Origin of the sequence: Arenibacter nanhaiticus (genome assembly GCF_900141935.1) — a bacterium.
In the GTDB taxonomy this organism is placed as follows: Bacteria; Bacteroidota; Bacteroidia; order Flavobacteriales; family Flavobacteriaceae; genus Arenibacter; species Arenibacter nanhaiticus.
Genome location: NZ_FQYX01000005.1, coordinates 147072 through 172428, shown reverse-complemented (window position 1 = coordinate 172428; position 25357 = coordinate 147072). Strand labels below are relative to the sequence as shown.

At 40.1% G+C, this 25357-nt stretch carries 18 protein-coding genes; 8 read left to right on the top strand and 10 right to left on the bottom strand.

The genetic code is table 11. The features are described from left to right. Positions 1-41 precede the first annotated feature (41 nt). From ilvN to BUA16_RS05140, 4 genes are all read left to right on the top strand, one after another. Complete coding sequence (gene ilvN / locus BUA16_RS05155; protein WP_072763601.1) at positions 42-566, top strand: acetolactate synthase small subunit; 525 nt, start codon at positions 42-44, stop codon at positions 564-566. A gap of 47 nt (positions 567-613) precedes the next feature. Further along, positions 614-2089: a ketol-acid reductoisomerase gene (ilvC, locus tag BUA16_RS05150; protein ID WP_072763569.1), complete on the top strand. Its 1476-nt coding sequence runs from the start codon at positions 614-616 to the stop codon at positions 2087-2089. Between the two features lie 385 nt (positions 2090-2474). After that, positions 2475-3728: a threonine ammonia-lyase IlvA gene (gene ilvA, locus BUA16_RS05145; RefSeq protein ID WP_072763568.1), complete on the top strand. Its 1254-nt coding sequence runs from the start codon at positions 2475-2477 to the stop codon at positions 3726-3728. A 164-nt stretch (positions 3729-3892) separates the two neighbouring features. Next, positions 3893-5479: an NADP-dependent glyceraldehyde-3-phosphate dehydrogenase gene (locus BUA16_RS05140; protein ID WP_072763567.1), complete on the top strand. Its 1587-nt coding sequence runs from the start codon at positions 3893-3895 to the stop codon at positions 5477-5479. 78 nt (positions 5480-5557) lie between these two features. On the opposite strand, the gene BUA16_RS05135 is transcribed toward BUA16_RS05140, so the two are convergent. Both BUA16_RS05135 and BUA16_RS05130 read right to left on the bottom strand, forming a co-directional pair. Then, the gene (locus tag BUA16_RS05135; protein ID WP_072763566.1) at positions 5558-7315 is read right to left on the bottom strand and encodes a PAS domain-containing hybrid sensor histidine kinase/response regulator; all 1758 of its coding nucleotides are present in this window, start codon (positions 7313-7315) and stop codon (positions 5558-5560) included. Continuing rightward, a complete protein-coding gene (locus BUA16_RS05130; RefSeq protein ID WP_072763565.1) occupies positions 7312-8439 on the bottom strand; it encodes an FIST signal transduction protein in 1128 nt (375 codons plus the stop codon). The genes BUA16_RS05135 and BUA16_RS05130 overlap by 4 nt, the downstream gene beginning before the upstream one ends. Before the next feature lie 391 nt (positions 8440-8830). On the opposite strand from BUA16_RS05130, the gene BUA16_RS05125 reads away from it, so the two are divergent. Then, positions 8831-10036, top strand: a complete 1206-nt coding sequence (locus BUA16_RS05125) for an MFS transporter (protein WP_072763564.1) — start codon at positions 8831-8833, stop codon at positions 10034-10036. 314 nt (positions 10037-10350) lie between these two features. On the opposite strand, the gene leuB is transcribed toward BUA16_RS05125, so the two are convergent. From leuB to recG, 5 genes are all read right to left on the bottom strand, one after another. Continuing rightward, a complete protein-coding gene (leuB, locus tag BUA16_RS05120; protein ID WP_072763563.1) occupies positions 10351-11406 on the bottom strand; it encodes a 3-isopropylmalate dehydrogenase in 1056 nt (351 codons plus the stop codon). 118 nt (positions 11407-11524) lie between these two features. Then, complete coding sequence (locus tag BUA16_RS05115) at positions 11525-13042, bottom strand: alpha-isopropylmalate synthase regulatory domain-containing protein (RefSeq protein ID WP_072763562.1); 1518 nt, start codon at positions 13040-13042, stop codon at positions 11525-11527. 94 nt (positions 13043-13136) lie between these two features. Beyond that, the gene (gene leuD / locus BUA16_RS05110) at positions 13137-13733 is read right to left on the bottom strand and encodes a 3-isopropylmalate dehydratase small subunit (protein WP_072763561.1); all 597 of its coding nucleotides are present in this window, start codon (positions 13731-13733) and stop codon (positions 13137-13139) included. A 78-nt stretch (positions 13734-13811) separates the two neighbouring features. Next, positions 13812-15206: a 3-isopropylmalate dehydratase large subunit gene (leuC, locus tag BUA16_RS05105; protein WP_072763560.1), complete on the bottom strand. Its 1395-nt coding sequence runs from the start codon at positions 15204-15206 to the stop codon at positions 13812-13814. Positions 15207-15759: 553 nt separating this feature from the next. After that, positions 15760-17859: an ATP-dependent DNA helicase RecG gene (recG, locus tag BUA16_RS05100; RefSeq protein WP_072763559.1), complete on the bottom strand. Its 2100-nt coding sequence runs from the start codon at positions 17857-17859 to the stop codon at positions 15760-15762. Positions 17860-18159: 300 nt separating this feature from the next. On the opposite strand from recG, the gene BUA16_RS05095 reads away from it, so the two are divergent. The 3 genes from BUA16_RS05095 to BUA16_RS05085 are packed head-to-tail and all read left to right on the top strand — an operon-like array spanning position 18160 to position 22044. Continuing rightward, the gene (locus tag BUA16_RS05095) at positions 18160-20244 is read left to right on the top strand and encodes a M1 family metallopeptidase (RefSeq protein WP_072763558.1); all 2085 of its coding nucleotides are present in this window, start codon (positions 18160-18162) and stop codon (positions 20242-20244) included. After that, entirely contained in the window at positions 20241-21167 is a 927-nt protein-coding gene (locus BUA16_RS05090) for a patatin-like phospholipase family protein (protein ID WP_072763557.1), read from the top strand. Before BUA16_RS05095 ends, BUA16_RS05090 begins: the two co-directional genes overlap by 4 nt. Continuing rightward, complete coding sequence (locus BUA16_RS05085; protein ID WP_072763556.1) at positions 21148-22044, top strand: patatin-like phospholipase family protein; 897 nt, start codon at positions 21148-21150, stop codon at positions 22042-22044. Before BUA16_RS05090 ends, BUA16_RS05085 begins: the two co-directional genes overlap by 20 nt. 4 nt (positions 22045-22048) lie before the next feature. Here BUA16_RS05085 and BUA16_RS05080 read toward each other — a convergent pair whose 3' ends face one another. The 3 genes from BUA16_RS05080 to BUA16_RS05070 form a co-directional block, all read right to left on the bottom strand. Further along, positions 22049-22567, bottom strand: coding sequence for a DUF7935 family protein (locus BUA16_RS05080; RefSeq protein ID WP_072763600.1), 519 nt, complete (start codon positions 22565-22567; stop codon positions 22049-22051). A 126-nt stretch (positions 22568-22693) separates the two neighbouring features. After that, positions 22694-23503: an OmpA family protein gene (locus BUA16_RS05075; RefSeq protein ID WP_072763555.1), complete on the bottom strand. Its 810-nt coding sequence runs from the start codon at positions 23501-23503 to the stop codon at positions 22694-22696. Between the two features lie 78 nt (positions 23504-23581). Further along, positions 23582-25216 (bottom strand): FMN-binding glutamate synthase family protein, encoded by a 1635-nt coding sequence (locus BUA16_RS05070; RefSeq protein WP_072763554.1) that lies wholly within the window; start codon positions 25214-25216, stop codon positions 23582-23584. Between the last annotated feature and the right edge of the window lie 141 nt (positions 25217-25357).

The window sequence follows — 25357 nt, the reverse complement described above, 5'->3', positions numbered from 1 at the left end:
AATTAAAGAAGCCATAGCAGCAAGCAATGGCGGAGAGGAATATGGAAAAAAAATGGTTTACGATTTCAGTGTACTCGGAAAACAATGTAGGGTTGCTGAATAGAATTTCGGGGATATTTTTAAAACGTCATATCAATATAGAGAGTCTAAATGTTTCTAAATCAGAAATAGAAAACGTTTCTAAATTTACCATAGTGGTCTATACCACTCCAGAATGGGTCCATAATATTGTGGGGCAGATAGAAAAACAAATTGAAGTGATCAAGGCTTTTAGCCATAGCGATGAGGAAACTATCTATCAGGAATCTGCGCTTTTTAAAATTGCTTCTTCTTTGTTGTTCGACGAAAGAAATATTCAGAACATTATTAAAGAAAGCAATGCTCAGATCGTAACGGTTTCTAGGGACTTTTTCGTATTGTCAAAATCGGGCAGAAGAAGCGAAATCGAGGAAATGTACGAACAGTTAAAGCCTTTTGGAATTATGCAGTTTGTGCGCTCTGGAAGGATTGCTGTCTCCAAAGCAGAAATGCAGATTTCGAAATTAATAAAAGAATTTAATCAATAAATTATAAACTCCGATCGCTATCGGAAATTAAAAAACGCGTTTAAAAAATGGCAAATTATTTCAATACACTATCTCTAAGAGAACAGTTGACCCAATTAGGGAAATGTAGGTTTATGGAATCTTCTGAATTTTCAGATGGTGTATCAGCTTTGAAGGGTAAAAAAATCGTTATCGTTGGTTGTGGGGCTCAAGGGCTAAACCAAGGATTGAATATGCGCGATTCTGGATTAGATATTGCTTATACTCTTAGAGAAGCGGCGATTAAAGAGAAAAGACAATCTTATTTAAATGCAACGGAAAACGGATTTACAGTAGGTACGTACGAGGAATTGGTGCCATCAGCAGACCTAGTGGTAAACCTTACTCCAGACAAACAGCATACAGCAGTAGTATCTGCAATTATGCCTTTGATGAAAAAAGGAGCGACCTTGTCGTACTCTCATGGTTTTAATATCGTAGAAGAAGGTATGCAGATCCGTGAGGATTTGACCGTCATCATGGTGGCGCCTAAATGCCCAGGATCTGAAGTACGTGAAGAATTTAAAAGAGGTTTTGGTGTACCTACCCTAATAGCAGTACATCCTGATAACGATCCTCAAGAAAAAGGTTTGGCCGAAGCCAAAGCATATGCAGTAGCAACAGGTGGCCATAAGGCAGGGGTACTAGAGTCTTCCTTTGTGGCAGAAGTAAAATCTGATTTAATGGGGGAACAAACCATTTTATGTGGACTTTTACAAACAGGATCTATTCTTTGCTTTGATAAAATGATCGAAAAAGGAATCGATGCAGGCTATGCTTCTAAATTGATCCAGTACGGATGGGAAACTATTACCGAAGGATTGAAATACGGAGGAATTACCCATATGATGGATCGTTTGTCGAATCCAGCAAAAATTAAGGCTTTTGAACTTTCAGAAGAACTAAAAGATATCATGCGTCCCTTGTTCCAAAAGCATATGGATGATATTATGGAAGGACATTTCTCTAAAACCATGATGGAAGACTGGGCAAATGACGATAAAAACCTATTGACCTGGAGAGCCGCCACTGGAGAAACGGCCTTTGAAAAGACAGCAGCCGGAAACGACGAAATTTCTGAACAGGAATTCTACGATAATGGTGTGCTTATGGTAGCCATGGTAAGAGCAGGTGTGGAATTGGCCTTTGAGGCAATGACGGAATCCGGAATTATTGCAGAGTCGGCATATTACGAATCTTTGCACGAAACTCCATTAATTGCCAATACCATTGCAAGAAAGAAATTGTTCGAAATGAACAGAGTGATCTCTGATACTGCAGAATACGGTTGTTACCTTTTTGATCATGCTTGTAAGCCTTTATTGGCCGACTTTATGACTACTGTAGAAACTGATGTTATAGGAAAGCCATTTGCCGACCCAAATAATTTAGGGGTAGATAACGCTAAGCTTATTGCCGTTAATAAAGCCTTGAGAGAGCATCCGGTAGAAGTTGTCGGAGCAAGACTTCGCGCATCTATGACAGCGATGAAGCCGATAGTGTAACACACTCTTGGAAGAAAAATTTAAAACCTGTCTTGTGTTCGTTACTCGACAGGTTTTATTTTTTTGAATGTTGATTTTAATGATTCCCAATACAATACAAGTACCACTACTGCAAGCGGTCTCTTTGATGGCCTTGGAACGGGGCTTTCTTGAAGAGCTACAATAAATTAGCTGGCAGCTTTAAAAGAGAAGGCGGTTTGACACGCCTGAGAATAAGAAAATTAAAAAAGACCGTCGCTGGTCCCTCCCTAAGTAATAAAAGCCTAAGAGGGAACAGCATGAAAGAGGGTGGTTTAATATAAACCTATAACACTGCGGTAGCCACTATTGCAAAAGCAATTCTTCACCGTTTTAACCTCTCAATACAAATACTAAAGAAAAGAATATGACCCCATATTTTCCCAATATAGAAGATGTCCGTAAGGCAGCAATAACCATTCGCCAAGTTGCAGACATTACCCCATTAACCCAAAGCATTCGCTATTCCAAAGAATTTGATGCTAATATTCTGCTGAAAAGAGAAGATTTACATCGTGTAAGGAGCTATAAAATACGAGGAGCCTTTAATAAAATCAGTTCCCTTTCCAAAGAAGAGCTAATTAATGGCGTTGTTTGTGCCAGTGCCGGAAACCACGCCCAAGGGGTTGCCTTTGCATGCAACCATCTGGGTATTCAAGGTACTATATATATGCCTGCCGTAACTCCAAAACAAAAGGTAGAACAAACCAAGTTGTTTGGGGGAGATTGGGTTACCGTTGTATTGGAAGGAGATACTTTTGACGATTCTTCAAAGGCGGCGATGAAATTTTGTGCCGAATATAAAAAAACCTTTGTCCATCCCTTCGACGATCCAAAAATAATTGAAGGCCAAGCGACCGTAGGGCTCGAAATATTAGAACAGGCCAAGACCCCAATAGATTACCTTTTCGTAGCCGTGGGCGGAGGAGGTCTTGCCTCGGGCTTATGTGGTGTGTTTAAAACCTTGTCGCCAAATACAAAAATTATTGGCGTGGAACCTCAAGGAGCACCATCCATGAAAACTTCCATGGAAAAGGGCGTCAATACAAAATTAAATCAAATTGATAAGTTTATAGATGGAGCCGCCGTGCAACGAGTAGGCGATTATACCTTTTCTATCTGTAAGGAGTACTTACACGATATGGTCACCGTGGCAGAGGGGAAGGTGTGCCAAACAATATTGGACCTCTACAATAGGGATGCCATAGTGGTAGAACCAGCAGGAGCGTTGACAATAAGTGTATTGGATGATTTTAAAGAAGAAATCAAAGGAAAAAATGTTGTTTGTATTGTCAGTGGAAGTAATAACGATATAACAAGGACCGCAGAGATAAAAGAACGCGCCTTGTTATTTGGAAAATTAAAGCATTACTTCATCGTTCGATTCCCGCAACGTCCTGGTGCCCTAAAGCAGTTTGTGGCAGAAATATTGGGACCTAATGACGATATTACCCATTTTGAGTATTCAAAAAAATCGAGTAAGGAAAATGCTCCGGCAGTCGTAGGAATCGAGTTAAAAAGCCCCGAAGATTTGGAGCCACTTGTACAACGAATGAAAGAGAAAAACTTTTTTGGGGAGTATATTAACGATAAGCCAGATTTGTTCCAATATTTGATTTAATCACATTTGATTCTATTTTTATTATAAAGTCAAAAACTAAAACGTTTTCGTTTTAATAATGCCTTTGCTCCCCTAATTTATATGTTAAAAGACAATCAGAATTACTAAATTAGCAATTAGAGCATTTTGGAATTAGGATTCCATCAAAAATTAAAAGATATATTATGAACAACACAGATATCGCCGAGGAATATAAAATCACCTCTCTTATTCACCAAAAATCTTATTTGGTCAATGGAGTGTTAAAACCATGGGAAGGAAAGTCTACTGAAGTGTATTCTACTATTTCATCGACAGAAGAGTATGCTCCTACACTTTTGGGATCTATTCCGGATATGGGTGAAGAAGAAGCCCTGGGAGCGTTGGATGCTGCCCTATTGGCATACAATAGAGGACAGGGAGCTTGGCCGACCATGAGAGTCAAGGAGCGAATAGAATGTATGGAGATCTTTGTGAAAAAGATGAAGACCAAACGAGAAGAAATCGTAAAGCTCTTGATGTGGGAAATAGGTAAATCGCTTCCAGATTCGCAAAAGGAATTCGATAGGACCGTAGATTATATAGAAGATACCATTGAAGATTATAAGCAGTTAGATAGGAATTCTTCCAAGTTTCAGAAACACGATGGCGTGTACGCCCATATAAAAAGAGGACCTGTTGGAGTGGTGCTTTGTTTAGGGCCGTATAACTATCCCTTAAATGAAACTTTTGCCCTATTGATTCCGGCTATCATGATGGGGAATACCACTATTTTTAAACCTGCAAAACATGGCGTTTTGTTAATAACCCCTCTATTGGAGGCTTTTCAGACTAGTTTTCCTAGAGGAGTCGTCAATATAATTTTCGGTCGCGGGAGAGCAGTCGCTAGCCCCATAATGAAAACAGGAAAGGTTGATGTATTGGCATTGATCGGGAACAGTAAATCTGCCAATGCCCTACAGAATCAACATCCAAAAAGCAATAGATTGCGATTGGTATTGGGCTTAGAGGCAAAAAACCCTGCTATTATTTTACCAGATGCAGACCTAGACCTTACTATAAACGAATGTATAGCCGGGACCTTGTCTTTTAACGGACAACGCTGTACGGCCTTAAAAATAATTTATGTACATAAGGATATAGCCAAAGAATTTAATAAGCGTTTTGCCAAAAAAGTTGATGCTTTGAAATTTGGAAACCCTTGGGAAAATGGAGTGCAGTTAACACCATTGCCAGAACCAGAAAAACCGGCATATATTCAGGAACTAATAGACGATGCCGTGGCCAAAGGGGCAACAATATTAAATGAAAGAGGAGGCCAGCGTTTTGATAATTATATTTGGCCAGCAGTACTATATCCTGTAACCAGTGACATGCGAGTGTATCAAGAAGAACAATTTGGACCCATAATTCCAATTGTGCCCTTTACGGATATCGAGGAGCCTTTAGATGATATGGCCGAATCTAATTACGGGCAACAGGTAAGTTTGTTCGGTAAGGATGTTTACGCCTTAGCACCCTTAATAGATACCTTGGTGAACTTGGTGTGTAGAGTAAACCTAAACAGCTCTTGCCAACGTGGACCAGATGTATACCCATTTACAGGAAGAAAAGACTCTGCCCAATCGACCCTTAGTGTACACGATGCCCTGCGGTCTTTTTCGGTCAGGACGTTTGTAGCCTTTAAGGATAACGAATTGAACACAGACACTGTAGAAAAGTTGTTAGATACTAAACTATCCAATTTTATAAGTACAGATTATATTTTATAAAAGTTACTGTCGACAGCTGTAATGTACAAGAATGCCCCTAATTCTTTTAAAAGAAAGAATCGGGGGCATTTTTTATAGTTACTTGTGTTGTGCTATTATTTGAGACAGGGTAGTGTTGAGTTTAAAGGGGTCGAAGGGTTTCAAGATCAGCCCGTCAATACCATATTTTTCGGTTTCTTTTTTGACATCCATACCAATAGAGGCCGAAAAAGCGTAGATAGGAGTTGTTTTGTTAGGTGTATTGTCTGTTTCCCGAATCAATTTACTGGCTATAAATCCGTTCAGTACCGGCATATGTAGATCCATTAAAATAAGATCATAGGGGTTTACTTTCGCTTTTTCCAAGGCAATCAGACCATTCTCTGCTGTATGGTAGTCGACACGCCATTTGGTCAAGAATTTTGAGAGCACCATCATGTTGATCTTATTGTCGTCTACCGCCAAAATCTTTATCCCGTCTAGGGAATGGTACTGTTCAAAACCTAACTGATACTGGTTGCCGATATTCTCAATTTCTTCGTTTGAAATTGCTTTCGGAAGTGTAAGCGCAAAACTAAAGGTAGATCCCTTTCCTAGCTGACTTTTCAAATGTATGCTACTGTTCATTCGCTCTAACAATTGTTTACAAATAGCCAGCCCTAAGCCTGTTCCGCCATATTTTCTTGTGGTATCGGAATTGGCCTGGGTAAAGGATTGGAATATTTTTTCCTGTTTAAGGGCGGGTATTCCTATCCCGGTATCTACGACCTTACATTCCAATACCTGAAAGTCTTCCGTATCCTGCACTACTTCAATGTCTAGGAGTACCTTTCCCTGCTCCGTAAATTTTATGGCATTATTGATCAGGTTCGAGAAAATTTGGGTAATCCTGGTGCTGTCCCCAATAAAACTAGGGGCCAAGGCACTGTCTTTCTTTATGTTGAGTCGTATTCCTTTGCTTTTGGCGATATTGTTAAAAATACTATGAATACCGTCCAAAAGGTGGTGAATGCTAAAATTGGCTTCCTCTAGCTCTAACACCCCCGATGTTATTTTGTTAAAATCTAAAATGTCGTTTACCAAACAGAGCAAATGGGCCGAGGAGTGTTTTAAGGTTTCCATGTTTTCCATTTGATCGGGTCTAGGGTTTTCTAAAAGCAAGAGATGGCTTATTCCTATTACCGCACTCAGGGGTGTTCTTATTTCGTGCGACATGGTAGACAAGAATTCGTCCTTAGCCTTGTTAGCCCTAGATTCCTTTTCTTTGGCTTCTGTTAAGGCTAGTTCTGTTTCCTTGAGCGTACTGATATCGACGATGGTTCCTATAAAACCTTCGGCCTTGCCTTTTTTAGAGGGAATGCTTTTTAATGAAAATTCGAGCCATTTTATCCGACCCTCCGCGGTTTTAAATTGTATGGTTTTAGCAAAAACATTGAGGCTTTCGCGATTAAATTCTATTAAGAGATCGTATGGTTTTCCCTCTTCGTCTTTTAGGTAATTAGTATAGGGGTGCCCCAAACAATCCTGTACTTTTAATCCGGTTAAATTTTCCCAAGCCGGATTGAGATAGGACCAATTTCCATCAAGGTCCATTTCAAAGATGATATCTTTTATATTCTCTGCAATTTTTGATAATTGCCCGCTAATGGTTTCAACGCTTTTTTTAAGCTGTTGATTGGCCTCAAATAGCTCTTGGGAACTCAGTTCAAGAATGTGCTCTGTATGAAGAATATCCTTGTCAAATTCTTTATAGGCCAGATCAATTTGGCCGAGTAAGGGGGTTATCCGCATTAGGGTTTGTTCATCTAAATCGGCCTTGGCTAACTGTCTTTTTAATAATCGGTGAAAGTCTTTCATTCAGAGAAGGTGGTTATGGTCATGGTTTGGTTGTGTAGCGCACAAGGTGTAAACTTATCAAAGGGCGCAATTTCCCCATAAGAATAAAAACCAGTGCTATAAACCGTATTTTCAAAGACGTCATTGACCGCTTCGACCTCCTCTTCTGCCAGTTGTTTCATTACCAGTCGCCGGCCAACACAACTAATTAGGAAAGCCAATTGCGGCTGTTTCCTAGCATTGGTCTGTGCTACACCGGCCGCGTGTTCTGCCCCGTTGATAATCCGATCTATATTGGCTTTCATGAGTCGTACATAAGACCCCTGAGGAATATTGCCGGCAAAGGTTAGACTTTTTGCTCTTTCATCGATTCCTAAAATGGTTCTGACCACTGGTGATTTGTTCGTCTCATCGCGCATACTTAAGGGAAATAATAATCCCGAACCTGGCAGTTCTTTTGCCTTTTCCCCTAAAAAGGTTTTATAAAGATCCAAGGCTGGTATACCATCCAATTCATAGAGGATGTTATGGTCAGATTTTGTGACCATACGCTCAATGCCAAAACTGTCCCAGCCCCCTTTAGAACTAAAACCTATAGTTAGGTCGTCACCATAAAAGCCCAAGGCTACAATCTTTTTGGATATTAGTCGGTCCTTACAGATAACAAAGGTTTTTTCAAAATTGGCACCATCGCCAGCCAGGCCGCCAGTAATGCTAACAGATGTGTCTAAAGGGGCTGTAAGTCCGTCGACCAATTCCGCACCATTGACAAAAAGACCGTCGCTGAGCACAAAAATATGTCGTAAGTTTTGTTCCGCTAAATTCTCGCTGAGCGCTTTTCCGGCTTTGAAACTATCCATTTCATAAGCATTTAGATCTATTGCTGAACATCGTAACTTTGTATGTTCAAAGCAAACAGCCGTCAAAGCTATAGAAGCATCAAAAATTTTGTTTCCTAGAATTTCTCCTGCTGTAGAACAACCAAAAAGGATGGCGGTGTCAAATTGTTGATGCAGTTGTTTAACAAATTCTTCGGCCTCTTTAAAAGACGGGGAAACAAAAAGAAAAAATACATCGGGTGTAAAATCCAACGCTATAGTTTCTATATCCGCAATACTCAAAACCTTATGTTGGTATATTTTCATGACATGCATTGATTACTAAATACTCCCCAAAAGAAGGAAGACGAACAATACCCCTTTAACAGGCTTAAACAATAAATATAAATCTTTTTCTATAGATTCGTCAATAGATAATGCCGTCTAGTAGTGTTGTATAAAATTCGTCTGCATAGCTGACCTCCTTGGTCCTTAGCTTCTGAGAGGCATTAAATATCTAATATAAACGGAAAAGACTTATATAAAATTAATCAATTTTTAGGAATCTATAAGATAACGTTTATTAATTGTTAAAAGTGCTATTAGTCCTTTAAAGCTTCCTAAATTTGCAGGTTTTTACTCCTACCAGCCTAGTAAAAGACTAGGGCTGAGAATTTCAACCAATTTTACCTTGGTTAAAAGATTAAATAAGGTACTTATGAAGAATGAAAATTACAATAAAAAAGCACTAATAGCCTTGGCAATGGGTGGTTTTGGAATAGGGATGACAGAATTCGTTATCATGGGGATTCTCCCCGATGTTGCCAAAGCCTTACAGATAACCATTCCACAGGCCGGACACTTTATATCTGCCTACGCATTGGGGGTCGTTGTAGGTGCGCCAACCCTAACCTTATTAAGCGGAAAGTGGCCGGCACATAAAGTGTTGCTCTTTTTAATGGGGTGGTTTACTGTTTTTAATGCCCTTTCTGCCTTTGCAACAAGCTATGAAATGCTGCTAGTTTCGCGCTTTTTATCGGGATTGCCTCATGGGGCATTTTTTGGGATCGGTGCTGTGGTTGCCACCAAATTGGCCAAAGAAGGGAAAACCGCACAAGCCATAGCTACCATGTTTACCGGCTTAACCGTTGCCAATGTAATAGGGGTGCCAATTGGGACCTATCTCGGACATCAGTACAACTGGGGACTATCCTTTATAATAGTCGGTGTCATTGGGGTACTGACCATGCTCAGCATCTATTTCTGGATGCCAAAATTAAGTCCTTCCTCTACCGGTAAATTTAAAAAAGATCTAAAGGTTTTTAAAAAATTGGAACTTTGGGTGATGGTTCTTTTGACAACCGTAGGTACTGGTGGGTTTTTTGCTTGGTACAGTTATATTGCCCCCCTGATCACAAAAGTTTCCGGGCATCCAGAAACAATCGTAAGCTATGCCATGGTATTAGCGGGATTAGGGATGGTTTTTGGAAATTTCCTGGGCGCTAAAATGGCAGAAATATTTTCGCCTATAAAGGCCGTAATGATAAGTTTATCCCTTATGGTGACCGTATTGCTGATCAATAGCGTTCTTGCCGTAAACCCCACCCTTATTTTAGTGTGGACCTTTGTGGTCGGTTTTATATCCTTCAGCGTATCTACCCCTATACAAATGGCGATCATTAAAGCCTCTAAGGGGTCGGAAATGGTAGGGTCGTCAATGAACCACAGTGCCTTTAATATGGGGAATGCTTCCGGGGCGTATTTTGCCGGCCTGCCTATAGCCTTAGGTTATGGTTTCACATCGCCGAGTATCGTAGGGGCCGCCATGGCAGGTACAGGGGTGTTTATCGCTATTATGATCATTCTCTTTAGGAAAAATAAAAAAGCAAAAGTCTCCAGAGAAATGGCGGTAAATACACAATAACCTTTTCTAGGACATGTCTGAAAGCTACAGTGAATTCCCAATAAAGTTAGGATGAATATCTTTATTCATAGGATGCTGATTTGGGCGTTCCCTCCTGCGTCGGGCGGGCCCTTGGCTATATCCCTTGCTTCGCTGCGGGGATGCCGCCGCGGTCCCTAACGCAGAAAAATTTGTCCGCTCGGAATAGGGAAGGGGCCATTGGTGTGCTGCCAACTCAGGATAATATTAATATGATAATAATAGAAAAGCCCTGTGCCGAAATTCGATACAGGGCTTTTATGAAGTGTATGGAAGTCTAAGCTTCCGAAAACCAGTTAAATATTGCTAGCTAACCAGTCTCCAATTTCACTTGTTTTATAGGCTTTTTTGCCTTCAGCTAAATCTTCGGAAACAATTCCTTCTACCAAAGACTTGTTTACTACATCTTTAATCGCTTGTGCTTCTTCCGTTAAATTGAAATCTTCAAACATCATGGCAGCCGATAATACAGTAGCCAATGGGTTGGCGATGTCTTTTCCGGCAGCCTGAGGGTACGACCCGTGAATAGGCTCGTATAACCTAGTTTTGGTTCCTAAAGAAGCCGATGGCATAAGCCCCATAGATCCTGAAATAACAGAAGCTTCATCGGTTAAAATATCTCCGAAAAGGTTTTCCGTGATAAGGACGTCATAAGAATTTGGCCACTGTACCAAACGCATGGCAACGGCATCTACAAACTCATAAGAAACTGTTACTTCTGGATATTCTTTTTCTAAACCTTGTACCGTTTCTCTCCATAATCTAGAAGTTTCCAGTACATTGGCCTTATCTACACAACATAATTTTTTAGATCTGTTCATGGCCAATTCAAATCCCTTTCTTGCCAAACGCTCTACCTCTACTCGTGTATAGGTGCAAGTGTCATAGGCAGTATTGCCATTGTCTTCTCTTCCTCTTTTGCCAAAATAGATGCCCCCTGTAAGCTCTCTTAAAAACACTAAATCGGTACCTTCAATACGCTCTCTTTTTAAAGGCGATTTATCTATTAAAGAAGGGAAGGTAAAAGTAGGGCGTACATTGGCAAACAATCCTAATTTCTGGCGCATTTTTAACAATCCCTGTTCTGGACGAACCGTAGCAGACGGATCGTTGTCAAATTTAGGGTGTCCTATAGCTCCAAATAAAACAGCATCTGCCGCTTCACAAACCGCGTGGGTGTCGTCTGGATAAGGTTCTCCAACGGCATCAATAGCCGCAGCACCTGTTAGGGCAGGAGTCCAGTTTATTTCATGATTGTATTTTTTAGCGATAGCATTCGATACTTTTACCGCTTGGTCAATGACTTCAGGGCCTATTCCGTCTCCGGCTAAAAGGGCAATGTTTAATTTCATTATGTTTGTGTTTGTTAGTATAGTTACTGCACTATAAAGGCAGTGCTAAAATTTATCTATGGTTTCTAAATTAAATTACTGTGTATCAATCCGGGTAATCTTAAGGGCTTGCTGTCTTCTATATAATATTCAGCATTTTTTCCGTGGCTTTAATAGCAGACACGGTTTGGTCAGAATCCAATCCCCTCGAAATAAATTCCTTTCCGTTGCGCTCCCAGGTAATAATGGTTTCGCAAAGGGCATCAGAATTACTTCCGGGCGGAATCCTAACGGCATAATCTACCAAGGTAGGCAAGGCTAGATTCTTGGTAGCATATACTTTTTTTAGGGCATTCATAAAGGCATCGTACTGACCATCCCCTTGGGCATGGGTCTCAATAAGTTCGCCATTGATTTCTAAGGCCAAGGTAGACGAAGGCATTAGTCCTTTAGAATGGGTAAGTACGTACGATTTTATAAATACCTTTTGTTGAAAGGTGTCGCTATCTAAAACATCAGAAATAATAAAAGGTAAATCTTCCTTGGTTACTTTTTCTTTTTTGTCGCCAAGTTCAATGATTCTAGCCGTTACCTTTTTTAATTCGTCATCATTAAGGGTCAGCCCTAATTCCTGTAAATTCTTTTGGATATTGGCTTTTCCGGATGTTTTTCCAAGAGCGTATTTCCGGATTCTGCCAAAACGCTCTGGCATTAAATCGTTAAAATACAAATTCTTTTTACTATCCCCATCTGCATGTATGCCCGCAGTCTGAGTAAATACGTTATCGCCTACAATAGGTTTGTTCGCCGGAATTCCGAAACCGGTAAATGCCGAAACCAATTTACTGACCTTATGAAGGGAAGTTTCATTGACTCCTACTTCTACATCGGTGAAAAAGTCGTTTAAAACGGCTACCGCACTGGCCATAGGGGCATTTCCCGCTCTTTCTCCCATTCCGTTGACCGTAAGGTGAAGCCCGTGGCAACCAGCCTTTACCGCTTCCATGATATTGGAAACACTTAGGTCATAATCGTTATGGGCATGAAAATCTATATGCAGATTTGGATAACGTTGTACAATTTCTGAAATATAATCGAATGTTTCCGAATGGGTAAGGATTCCCAAGGTATCTGGTAACAAGACTCTCTTTATAGGTTGCTTGGAGAGGAAATCTAGAAATTCGAAAACATAAGATTTAGAGTTTCGCATCCCATTACTCCAGTCCTCTAAATAAACATTGGTAGCGATGCCAGTGGCAGTAGCTGCCGTTATAGCCATGTCTATCTCCCTAAAATGCTGTTCCGGTGTTTTTTTTAACTGATGGGTCAAGTGGTTCATAGAACCCTTCGTTAAAAGGTTCTGTACTTTTGCACCAGCCTTTTCCATCCATTCCAAGGATACGCCGCCATCGACAAAGGTCAATACTTCTACACGATCTAGATAACCTTTTGTATTGGCCCATTTCGTAATTTGCTGCACCGCCGATAGCTCTCCTTCGGAAACTCTGGCCGAGGCCACTTCAATCCTATCTACCTGTAATTCATCTAACAATAATTTTGCCAGAGTAAGTTTTTCGGACGCTGAAAAGGACACCCCAGAGGTTTGTTCCCCATCTCTAAGGGTGGTGTCCATTATTTCAATTTTTCTTTTCTTCATGAGTGTCTAGCCACTAATTATTAAGGGTTCATTTTGGTGGTTTTGTAGGGCCACAAAGCGTTGATTGACCAAAAATTGCCCAGACTACAAATTGCTATAGAGGAGCGTTAAGGGCAAATTCCCTTATGTTTTCCTTTATATTCAAGAGGTAGTCAATATCATCGAAACCGTTGAGCATGTTTTCCTTCTTGTAATCGTTGATATCAAAATGCTCTTGTTCCCCAGTAGTGGTCAGGGTGATAGTTTGCTCGGGCAAATTAACTTCAAGAAGCGTTTCTGGATCTGCTTCGATGGCAGCAAAAATATTCTCCAAAAATTCAGGGCTTACCTGTACCGGAAGCACACCTATATTAAGACAGTTGTTTTTGAAAATATCGGCAAAAAAGCTAGAAACTACACATCTGAAACCGTAATCGTACACCGCCCAAGCAGCATGCTCACGAGAAGAACCAGATCCGAAATTTTTCCCGCCAACCAAAATTTTACCACTGTATTTTGGATTGTTCAAGGCAAAATCTTCTTTTGGGGTATTGTCTGGATTATAACGCCAGTCGCGGAAAAGGTTATCTCCAAACCCTTTTCTTTCCGTCGCTTTTAAGAAACGGGCAGGTATAATTTGATCGGTATCCACATTTTCTATAGGAAGTGGGACAGCGGAAGTTTTAAGTATATTGAATTTATCGTATGCCATTTTTTGTAATAATTAAAAGTTAAACATCATAGTGACAAAGAGTAGGGAACTGCGTAAAAGCTACCCGCCTCCTTATTGCTATAGGAATTCCCTAGGGTCGGTGACTTTTCCGGTTACCGCAGCGGCGGCAGCGACTAACGGGCTGGCCAACAGTGTTCTAGAGCCAGGTCCTTGTCTGCCTTCAAAATTCCGGTTAGAAGTACTTACTGCATATTTTCCTGCAGGTACCTTATCGTCGTTCATTGCCAAACATGCAGAACATCCTGGTTCGCGTAATTCAAAACCTGCTTCGTGTAAAATGTCTAAAATTCCCTCTTCCTTAATAGCGGCTTCTACCTGATGCGATCCTGGAACCAGCCATGCCGTTACATTGTCGGCCTTTTTTCTGCCTTTTACAATAGATGCGAAAGCTCTGAAGTCTTCGATACGGCCATTGGTACAACTTCCTAAGAAGACAAAATCAATCGGTTTGCCAATCATATCCTCTCCTTCGGAATAGTTCATATAATGAAGCGACTTTTTGTAAGTAGCTACACCACCTTCCACCGCTTCGGCCAAAGGAATACCCTTAGAAATTCCGATACCCATTCCTGGATTGGTTCCGTAGGTAATCATAGGTTCTATGTCAGAAGCATCAAAACTGATCTCCTTGTCAAATACGGCACCTTCATCGGTACTTAATGTTTTCCAATATTCTTGGGCTTTTTCTAAATCTGCACCTACTGGCGTAAATTCTCTCCCTTGGATATAATCGAATGTTTTTTGGTCTGGAGCAATCATTCCCCCACGGGCACCCATCTCTATGCTTAAGTTACAAACCGTCATTCTGCCTTCCATAGACATATTGGTAAAGACGTCCCCAGCATACTCTACAAAGTATCCTGTAGCACCGGAAGTGGTTAGTTTAGAAATGATGTATAAGGCAACATCCTTAGGAGTAACCCCTTTGTTCAGTTCACCATTTACATTGATTCGCATCGATTTGGCCTTTTGCTGCATAATACATTGCGTAGCCAATACCATTTCTACCTCCGAGGTACCGATACCAAAAGCAATTGCTCCAAAGGCACCATGGGTAGATGTGTGGGAATCTCCACAAACAATAGTAGCCCCAGGCTGGGTAATTCCGTATTCCGGACCTACTACGTGTACAATACCGTTCTTTTCATGACCTAGGCCCCAATAAGAAATGCCGTGTTCCGCAGCGTTTTCTTCCAAGGCTTTAAGCTGGTTGGCAGAAAGGGGGTCCGAAACAGGTAAATGTTGGTTTATGGTAGGTGTATTGTGATCTGCAGTGGCAAAAGTACGGTTTGGGTACATAACAGGAATGCCTCTTGTCTTTAATCCAATAAAGGCAACCGGACTCGTTACTTCATGTACCATATGACGGTCTATGAATAGAACATCAGGACCATTTTCAATCTTATGAACCACATGGGAATCCCATACCTTGTCAAATAGTGTCTTTTTCATTTCTTGTAATAAATTTTATATTTTATTAAGGATACTTCCAAGCCAAATAGCTTTTGGTAATTCATTCTCCTTATAGCCTCCCAAATTTATTAATAAACTTATAAAATAGAAAGGTATACTCTGTTAGAATTACGATGTTCAACCATAGAATTGTGACTTTTGTTTTAATAGTTCTCAGAGGAAGAATGGAATAGCCTAACTATAGAAGATGACAGCTAATTCTTTAGTATGCTGTAAAAATGCCACTTGTTTTTCATATTTGGCCTATGCTAAAGGATAGCAGTTAGCCACTCATTTTTCCCGCCTTAATTCCTAAATCAAAACGGAATATTTTAAATAGAGGAATAAACGGATTAGCGTCTTTTTTTATAAATCTAATTTGAGAGAGGCGATATAATGGACTTTAAAAAGTTTGATTTAAACTGTTTTATAAAAACATTAGAGATGGTTCGGTTAAGGGTACCCCTAATGCGGGTTCGGACCTTCTTTAAACCAAATTCCCAGAAAATTAACTTTCCATATTGCTAAGTACTTGCCGGTGTGCTTATGTAGTTTAACTTATGTAGTTCCAGATGTTTTTATGTTTGACCAATTGTTCATAGGCGTGTTTGATAACCGGATTCTGAGATAGGTAAGGATCTTCCTTTAAGAATTTTTGAGCATAATGTCTGGCCATTTTTAAAAGATCATTATCCTTGATGATATCGGCAATTTTTAAATTGAGCACTCCACTTTGTTGGGTTCCCATTAAATCGCCAGGGCCTCGAAGTTTTAAATCTACCTCTGCAATTTCAAACCCATCATTGGTCGCTACCATGGTTTCTAAACGGGTTTTAGAATCGGCAGAAAGTTTGTGACTGGTCATTAGGATGCAAAAACTCTGATCGGCACCACGCCCTACTCTTCCTCTTAACTGATGGAGCTGGGATAAGCCAAAGCGCTCCGCACTTTCTATAATCATCACCGAAGCATTGGGCACGTTTACCCCCACCTCAATTACAGTGGTGGCTACCATGATCTGGGTTTCCCCCTTGACAAACCTTTCCATCTCGTAATCCTTGTCCGCGGGTTTCATTTGTCCGTGAACAATAGAAATCTGGTAGTCCGGTAAAGGGAAATCTCGGGCGATACTTTCGTACCCGTCCATTAAATCCTTGTAATCCATCGCCTCCGATTCTTGGATTAATGGATACACCACATAAACTTGCCTGCCCTTTTTTATTTCATCCCTGACAAATTGAAAAACTTTTAACCTGTTCGAATCAAACCGGTGAACTGTTTTGATAGGTTTTCTGCCCGGAGGCAATTCATCTATCACCGAAATATCAAGATCACCGTACAGACTCATTGCCAAAGTTCTGGGAATAGGGGTGGCGGTCATGACCAAAATATGGGGGGGAATATTGTTTTTATGCCATAGTTTAGAGCGTTGGGCAACACCAAACCGATGTTGCTCATCTATTATGGCCAATCCCAAATTTTTATACTGCACCTTATCTTCCAATAAAGCATGGGTGCCTATAATAATATGTAATTCCCCGTTTTCTAACTGTTCATGGATGATATTTCTAGCCGACTTTTTTACCGATCCTGTAAGTAGGGCAATATTGATGCCCATATCTTTTAGCAGCTCTTTAATACCTATATAATGTTGGTTGGCCAATATTTCGGTTGGCGCCATCAGGCAGGCTTGATACCCATTATCGATGGCCAATAACATGGTCATTAATGCCACAATGGTCTTTCCAGACCCCACATCTCCCTGTAATAATCGGTTCATTTGGGCATTGCTCCCTAAATCGGCCCTAATTTCTTTGATCACCCTTTTTTGGGCATTGGTCAGTTCAAACGGTAAATACTCACTATAAAACTCATTGAAACGGGTGCCGACTTGGTCAAAAGTAAACCCTTTTATCTTTTGTTTGTGTTGCGCGTTTTTAGCGATAAGCTGTAATTGAATATAAAACAACTCCTCGAACTTTAATCGATACTGGGATTTGGCCAACAATTCCTGACTTTTTGGAAAATGTATATTAAACATGGCCTCGCTCTTGGAAATAAGATTCAATTCCTTCAAAAGGCTAGGAGAGAGGGTCTCGGAAAACCTCCCCTTGGTCTCCATGAACAGCTGTTGGATTAATTTGTTGGTGGTCCTATTGGTGATTCCCGTATTGCCCAATTTCTCGGTGGAAGGATATACCGGTTGCATGCTGACCTTTAGGCCACCCTGGTGTTCAGAAAGCAATTCCATTTCTGGATGTGGCATGGAAAAAATGCCGCTGTACCAATTGGTTTTGCCAAATATAACATAGGGAGTGTTTAATTTAAGGTTTTCCCGAATCCATTTTTGTCCTCTAAACCATACCAATTCCATTTCTCCGGTCTCATCAACGAATCTGGCCACCAATCGTTGGCCCTTCTTTTGGGCGACCGATTTTATATGGGTTATTTTACCGATTACTTGTACATCGGCGCTATTTCGCTGTAATTGATTTATTTTATAATATTGGGTTTTGTCTATATACCTGTTGGGAAATAAATTGATCAAATCCTGATAGGTATGTATACCTAACTCAGTTTTAAGCGTTTCGGCCCGGTTGGGACCTACACCTTTTAAATATGCAATGGGTGTTTGAAGTACATTGGTGTTCATGGGACTAAAATAGGGCTTACGGCATACAACTGCAATAATCTAAAATGCTAAATTTGAAAAAGATTTTATTGGTCCAACGTCAAGAGGATGGGACTAATATAGAAGATTGGTGCTTTAGTGAAAAGGGGCTCTACTACCGTTAAAACAAAGGGTGTTTCCCGTTAAAAAAGTTTATTTTTAGGAAATGAAATGACCATACTCGATATTTGGACACAAAGACGAATTCAGCTATGCGAATTAGATACCTGTCCTGAGCCCATCCGAAGTACGATCGCTAAAAAAAACAATGTTTGTCTACATATGAAACACCTATTGTATATAGTATTCCTGCTCGTTGTATGTATAGTCCATGGGCAGCATCAAGATAAGGTCAATTTTATTAAAGGGAAGATTAGTCTAGGGATTCATCCCAAAAATAAAAGTATTCAGGGATCTGTAAACTATTCCTTTACCGCTTTGGAAAAGGTAGACAGCGTTTTTTTGGATGCTAAAAACATGACTTTCTTATCGGTTTTGTTAAATAATAAAAAAGTTAAATTCAAGGCCGATGACCAAAGGTTGATACTCTATAAAAAGCTTAAAAAAAATAAAACTTATACCCTGGATCTGAACTATAAGGTACAACCAAAACAAGCGGTTTACTTCATAGGATGGGACAGCAACTTGCCCAATAAACAGGTGTGGACCCAAGGACAGGGGAAGTATACGAGCCATTGGCTCCCTAGTTTTGACGACATGACCGAGAAAGTGGTTTTCGATATGGAGATTCGTTTCGATAAAGATTACAAGGCAATAGCTAATGGGGAGTTACAGGATACCCTAACAGTCGATGGTATTAAAACATGGCGCTATAGCATGGATAAGCCAATGAGCAGTTATTTGTTGGCCTTTGCTATTGGAGATTATGAGAAAAAGGAATTGTTTACGGCGACTAAGGTTCCTGTAGAACTCTATTATTATCCCCAAGACAGCGCATTGGTAGCTCCTACCTATAAATATACCCAGGAAATTTTCGATTTTTTTGAAAAAGAAATAGGGGTGCCGTATCCTTGGGGAAATTACAAGCAAATTCCGGTCCGTGATTTTTTATATGCCGGGATGGAAAATACGTCGGCTACTATTTTTTCTGATGCTTATATGATTGATAGCATTGCTTTTAATGACAGAAACTTTGTCAATATCAATGCCCATGAAATGGCACATCAATGGTTTGGCAATCTGGTCACTCAAGAGAGTAGTGAAAGTCACTGGTTGCACGAAGGGTTTGCTACTTATTATGCTTTGCTCGCCGAGAAGGAAATTTTTGGTGCCGAATATTATTATTGGAAATTATATGAATCCGCCAAACAGCTTGCAGAGCTATCGGCGAAGGGTCAAGGGGAGTCTTTGTTAGATCCCACAGCCAGTAGTCTGACCTTCTATGAAAAAGGAGCGTGGGCCCTTCATATTATAAGAGAAAATATAGGGGAAACAGCTTTTAAAGAAGGAGTGAATCAATATTTGAGGAAAAACAGCTTTAAAAACACCAATATCGAAGCCTTTTTAGCAGAAATGGCTTTGGTAAGTGGGAAAGATTTAAGCTTGTTTAAGGAACAATGGTTACAAGAAAAAATATTTCCCTTTAGCGTGGCAAAAGGAAGCCTTAAAAAAGGATCCGAATCCCTGTTAGAACTTTTTAACCTAGAACAAGAGTTAATCACTAGTCAGGTCAATCGTTCTATTGCTATCCAAAAGTATTGGAATAAAACAGCAGTGCCCCAATTTAAATCCCATTTGGTAAAAACCTATTACAAATCGCTTCCCCAAGAATTAATAAAAGAGATTTTTGATAGTAATGATATAGTGCTCCGACAAGCTATAGCCATCGCAGCCCCTGAGGTTCCTGTCGGATTAAAAGATGAATTTGAATCCCTTTTAGAAGACCATAGCTATATCACTATAGAGCATGTGCTCTATAAATTATGGATCAATTTTCCACAAGACCGGTCAGACTATTTGTTAAGGACCAAAGAGGTTGTTGGTTTGCCCAGTAAAAATGTACGTATTCTATGGTTGACATTGGCCTTGTTGACCAAGGATTTTGAGCCCCATAATAAGGCGGTGTATTTTAAGGAGCTCAGCGGGTATACCGCACCCGAATTTGGGATGGAAGTCCGCCAAAATGCCTTTCAGTTATTGTGGGATACCATAGGTTTTTCCGACAACAACCTTTTAGATCTGATCAATGCCTCCCAACACCATTCTTGGCAGTTTAAAAAGTTTTCCCAAACCATGTTAAAAGAGCTTATGGGGCATAAAGAATACAGAAAAAGAATTATCGGTTTGTCGGAAAAACTAAATGAGGCAGAAAAACGTTATATTAAAAATAATTTAGGAGCTGAATGAGAGCAATGGTAATTTCTGGAGGTGGTAGTAAAGGCGCATTTGCTGGGGGTGTTGCACAATATCTGATGCAAGAATTGCACCATCAGTACGATCTTTTTATAGGAACTTCTACAGGAAGCTTGCTCATCACCCATTTAGCGTTGGGAAAAATAGAAAAAATAAAAAAAATCTACACCTCGGTAAATCAAGACAATATTTTTAACAACTGTCCATTTGTGGTGCGAAAAAAGCACGGAGTCGATAATATTGGGATACATCACTTTAATGTCTTAAAAAATTTCGCCAAAGGCAGTAAAACTTTCGGGGAGAGCAAAAATTTACTCCAATTGATCAAGGATACCATTACGGAAAAAGAATTCGATTTGATAAAATCCCAAGCTTTGGAGCTTGTGGTGACCGTTTCTAACTTATCCCTGAATCAAGTAGAATATAAATCCGTTCAGGACTATTCTTATGCGGAGTTTTGTGAGTGGATTTGGATTTCGTGCAATTATACCCCATTTATGAGTTTGGTGAAAAAAAATGGCTGCGAATATGCCGATGGAGGCCTAGGTTCCATGGTGCCTATTGAAGAAGCCATAAGACGGGGGGCTACCATTGTCGATGCTATTATTTTACAGACAGAAGTTACCCAAATAAACCGTATGCCGTCCCGTAATGTGTTTTCCTTATTGACCAATATGTTTGCTTTTATGCTCGATCGGATTGAAAAACAAAACATACGGATCGGTAAATTCGTAGCCAGCCATAACAATGCCATCATAAATTTTTATTATACCCCTACCGTATTAACTACTAATTCACTTATTTTTGATAAGGAAAAGATGGGGCTTTGGTGGGAAAGCGGATTTTCTTTTGCACAACATAAAAACAGTGAAACCAACCAGATTGAATTAGATACATATGAGAGCATTAGTGATTAGCGGAGGCGGAAGCAAAGGGGCTTTTGCTGGAGGCGTTGCCCAATACCTTATGGAAGTAGAAAAACGGAAATACGATATTTTGGTAGGGACCTCTACAGGGAGTTTGTTAATTCCACATTTGGCCCTAAACAATGTTGGAAAACTATATGATGTTTTTACCAATGTCCATCAAAGTACAATTTTTAGCCTAAATCCTTTTGTAGTGCGTAAAAAGGAGGGTAGGGAATATGTGTCCATTAATTTTTTGACCACCTTTTTACAGTTTGTAAAAAGAAAGCGAACCTTTGGAGAGAGCAAGGCCTTGCACCGGACTATTAAAAGAAATTTTACCAAAGAAGAATTTAAGGCTATAAAGAGTAGTGAAAAGGAGGTAGTCATTACCGTATCTAACCTGTCTAAAAATAGAATAGAATATAAATCTATTCGAGATTTTACCTATGAAGAGTTTTGCGATTGGATTTGGATCTCCTGTAATTATATCCCTTTTATGTCCTTGGTCAAAAAGGATGGATTTGAATATGGTGATGGGGGCCTAGGATGTGTTGTCCCTATTCGCGAAGCCATTAGGCGAGGAGCTACTGAAATCGATGCCATAGTATTGGAGTCGGAAAATATGGAGCACAATAAAGTTTTGGGGAAAAATCCGTTTTCTTTAATGTTGAGTATTTATGGTTTTGTGTTAGATCAGATAGAATATCACGATATATCCGAAGGCGTATTGGCGGCCAAACACAATGGGGTACAATTAAATATCTATTACACGCCCACCAAACTCACGGAAAATTCTCTGGTCTTTAATAAAAAATTGATGGCCGAATGGTGGCAACAAGGCTTTTCCTATGCCGAAGAAAAGTTTTCGACCGTATATATGGATTAAGCGCCTACCAAAGTGCACTTATTTCCTTTTTTAAATACGATAAGGCCGTTGCCGATGGCGATTGCTTGTCCATCGTTAAGCTAAGGATGTCTTCACGAAGCTTGTCCGCGGTATCCGATTCGCTCATTCCTGCCTTTCGGATCATTTGAATGGTAGCGCTTTTTGCGGCTTTGATAATATTCCAACAGTCATCGCTCAGGTAAATTTGTTGGGCTAGATTATGCTCAAATTCAACCTCAATACTTTTGATCAATAAGTTTTCATAATCGTTTTTGTTGCTCGTTTTAGGGGCAACTCTGACGACCAAACTAGGAATGGAGATCCTTTCTAAGAATAAGACCATTCTTTCATACGCCTGAAGACGAACGGGAAGGGTGGTTGTTTGGGTGTCCTTATGCAAAAGATAGCGTCTTCTGCCTTCCTCATTGTTAGTGTGCAATCTAAAAAAATAAAAGGACACCAGACCCGTAACTAAAGCAGGTAAAACGTAAGCAAATAATTGAAATATTTCTTGTGTAGTCATTTTAATGATCATTTGGTTAGAACTTACTAGCATCTAGAACGTCCTAATGATTTAAAAATTATGGAAAGATTCTAATTTTGTCGCCGAAAACCTAAGTGCTTTCTATAGTGTCCTTTTATCCTAAACTTAGTTCTTTATGTTTTCCTTTACCAATTTGAAGAAATTATAAAACGCTGGCTGGATAATGATCTGGGTTTTGGTTTCAATACTGTCAAAACCTAATTCGCTTTTTCCTTTAGCCTGAATTCTACTGGCATCGATCTGGTATTTTTTTTGTAAAACCTTAGCGATGGCAGCGGCTTGTTGGGTACTTATTTCCCAATTGTCCAATTTGTTTTCCTTAGTCTCTACAGCATTGCTATTGCTGACAACTTCTATTTTTAATTCCGGTTGCGCCTGTAAAGCTGAGGCAATTTTGCTCAAAAGCATATCGGCCTTTTCAGAAACCTTAAAGTTTTTTGTATTCTCGCCAAATATCATAGTATTAGGTAAGGAGATGGCCAAGGCTCCGTGACTTAGTGACATAGATAGCTCATTGCCCAATACTTTTTTAAAGTTGGTCAGGGTAGCTAATGTCAGGGAATCGTGATGGCTAATAGCGTCGCTAATAGTTCTTAGTTGAATTTCCTTTTGACGAAGGCTTTCTAAAGTGCTCCCTATATTTTCCGATTTTTTGGTCGAAGCTTCTAAAAATCCATTCAGATTGCTAAGAAGAGAGGCATTGGTTTGTTTTAAATGGCTGATCTGCGTTTCATAAGCACTTAGCTTGGCCGAAGCGATTCTGTTTTCCTGTCTTGATTCTGCCAAAGCTACTTCGGTATCTTGAATTTTAGTCTTAAGGCCGTCAATTTCCTGTACTAATTCTCTTTTGCTCTGGGCTGTAGAAAAATGAAGGGTAAATAATAAAATTAGAACTGTAATTGTATTTCTTTTCATTGATAATATAGATTAATTAAGGAAGATTGATTGGCCTCCCGTACATTCAAGGACAAAAATAACATCCCTTTCGGGTTATTAAAATTTTTGTGGCTCCAATACTGTTTTATTTAATACTTCTTTGGAGGTATTTTGTTCTTTTTGTATATCTGCGACATAGGCCTTGCCTCCTAAATAAGGGCAGTCTAATAAATGCTGCATACCTTTAAAGGGAACAGCGTTTTTATTGTAGACATAGGTAGCCGACAGCGCCCTGTTAAGGTCATTGTCATCTACGTTTACTTGGGCATCGTCCATGGTAAACTGACATGGGTGTTCGTATCCCGCCGCATGGGTGATTTCAATCAATTCTTTTCTGAACGTTTTAAAATACTGTGCCAACCGGTCCGATTTTAAAGGAACATCAATACCTCTTTGCAACCATTTGCTCTGGGTGGCTATCCCGGCCGGACAACGGTTGGTGTGGCATACCTGGGCCTGGATACAACCGATACTCATCATGGCTTCACGGGCTACATTAATACAGTCTACACCCATAGCAAAGGCCATGGCCGCTTTTGCCGGGAAGCCTAGTTTGGCACTGCCGATAAAAACAACTCGTTCCGTGAGGTTGTATTTGTCAAACAATTTGTACAAGCTCGAAAAGCCGTAGGTCCAAGGCAAGGAAACGTGATCGGCAAAACTAGGAGGTGCTGCTCCGGTACCGCCTTCCCCACCATCGATGGTAATAAAGTCTGGTCCCTTCCCCGTTTTAACCATTATTAAAGCCAATTCCTCCCACTGGTCCAATTTTCCAATAGCTCCTTTTATGCCCACCGGAAGCCCTGTGTTTTCGGCAATGTCCTCTATGAATTTGATTAATTCGGGGATATTGCTGAAGGCAGAATGTGTGGCAGGAGACAATACGTCAATGCCTAATTCTACCCCTCTTATTTCTGCTATTTCAGGGGTTATTTTAGCCCCTGGCAAGACTCCTCCTTTCCCGGGTTTTGCCCCTTGGGAAAGTTTTATTTCGATAGCTTTTATACAGGGATTATCGGCAACCAATTGGCGCATCTTTTCCATAGAAAAGTTTCCCTCCTTATCGCGTACCCCAAAATACCCCGTGCCAAAGTGAAAAACAACATCGCCGCCTTGTTTGTGGTAAGAAGATAAACCTCCCTCTCCAGTATTGTGAAAGGCACCCGATTTCATCACCCCTCGGTTCATAGCCTCTACTGCAGCCGCAGATAGGGAGCCAAAACTCATGGCCGATACATTGATGATAGAAGCTGGCCTATAGGGTTTTCTGCGGTTATTGTAAGCCCCCATTACCTTGGCACAAGGTATAAAGGAAGGATCTATATTGTTAGGATGGTCCGTTGGGTTTTTATACGCCAACATTTGGTTTTTAATAAATATATGCTGATGCGCATAGATATCCCTATCGGTGCCAAAACCTTCGTAATTATTTTCTCTTTTGGCAGAAGCGTAAATCCACCCTCTTTCTATTCTATTAAAAGGAAGTTCTTCCCTATTGTTGGCCACAAAATACTGTCGCATTTCCGGCCCAATGCTTTCTAACCAATATCGCAAATGGCCTACTACCGGGAAATTGTGTGAAATGGTATGCGCTCTTTGGACAAAAATGTCCCTAATAGCTACCAGTACTAAAAAAAATAAGACCCAGGTCCACCAGGGAAAACCCCATAAAATGTTTAAAACCGATTCCATGAATTTTTATCTAAAATTTAGGCATAAAGGTCTTTATTGTTTTTAGATTTTCCTAGTTAATATTCGTTAACTAATAGGCTAAAAAATCAAGGAATATTTCTGAAAATAACTTGACTCCCAACATCATTTTTCAAGCGTCAA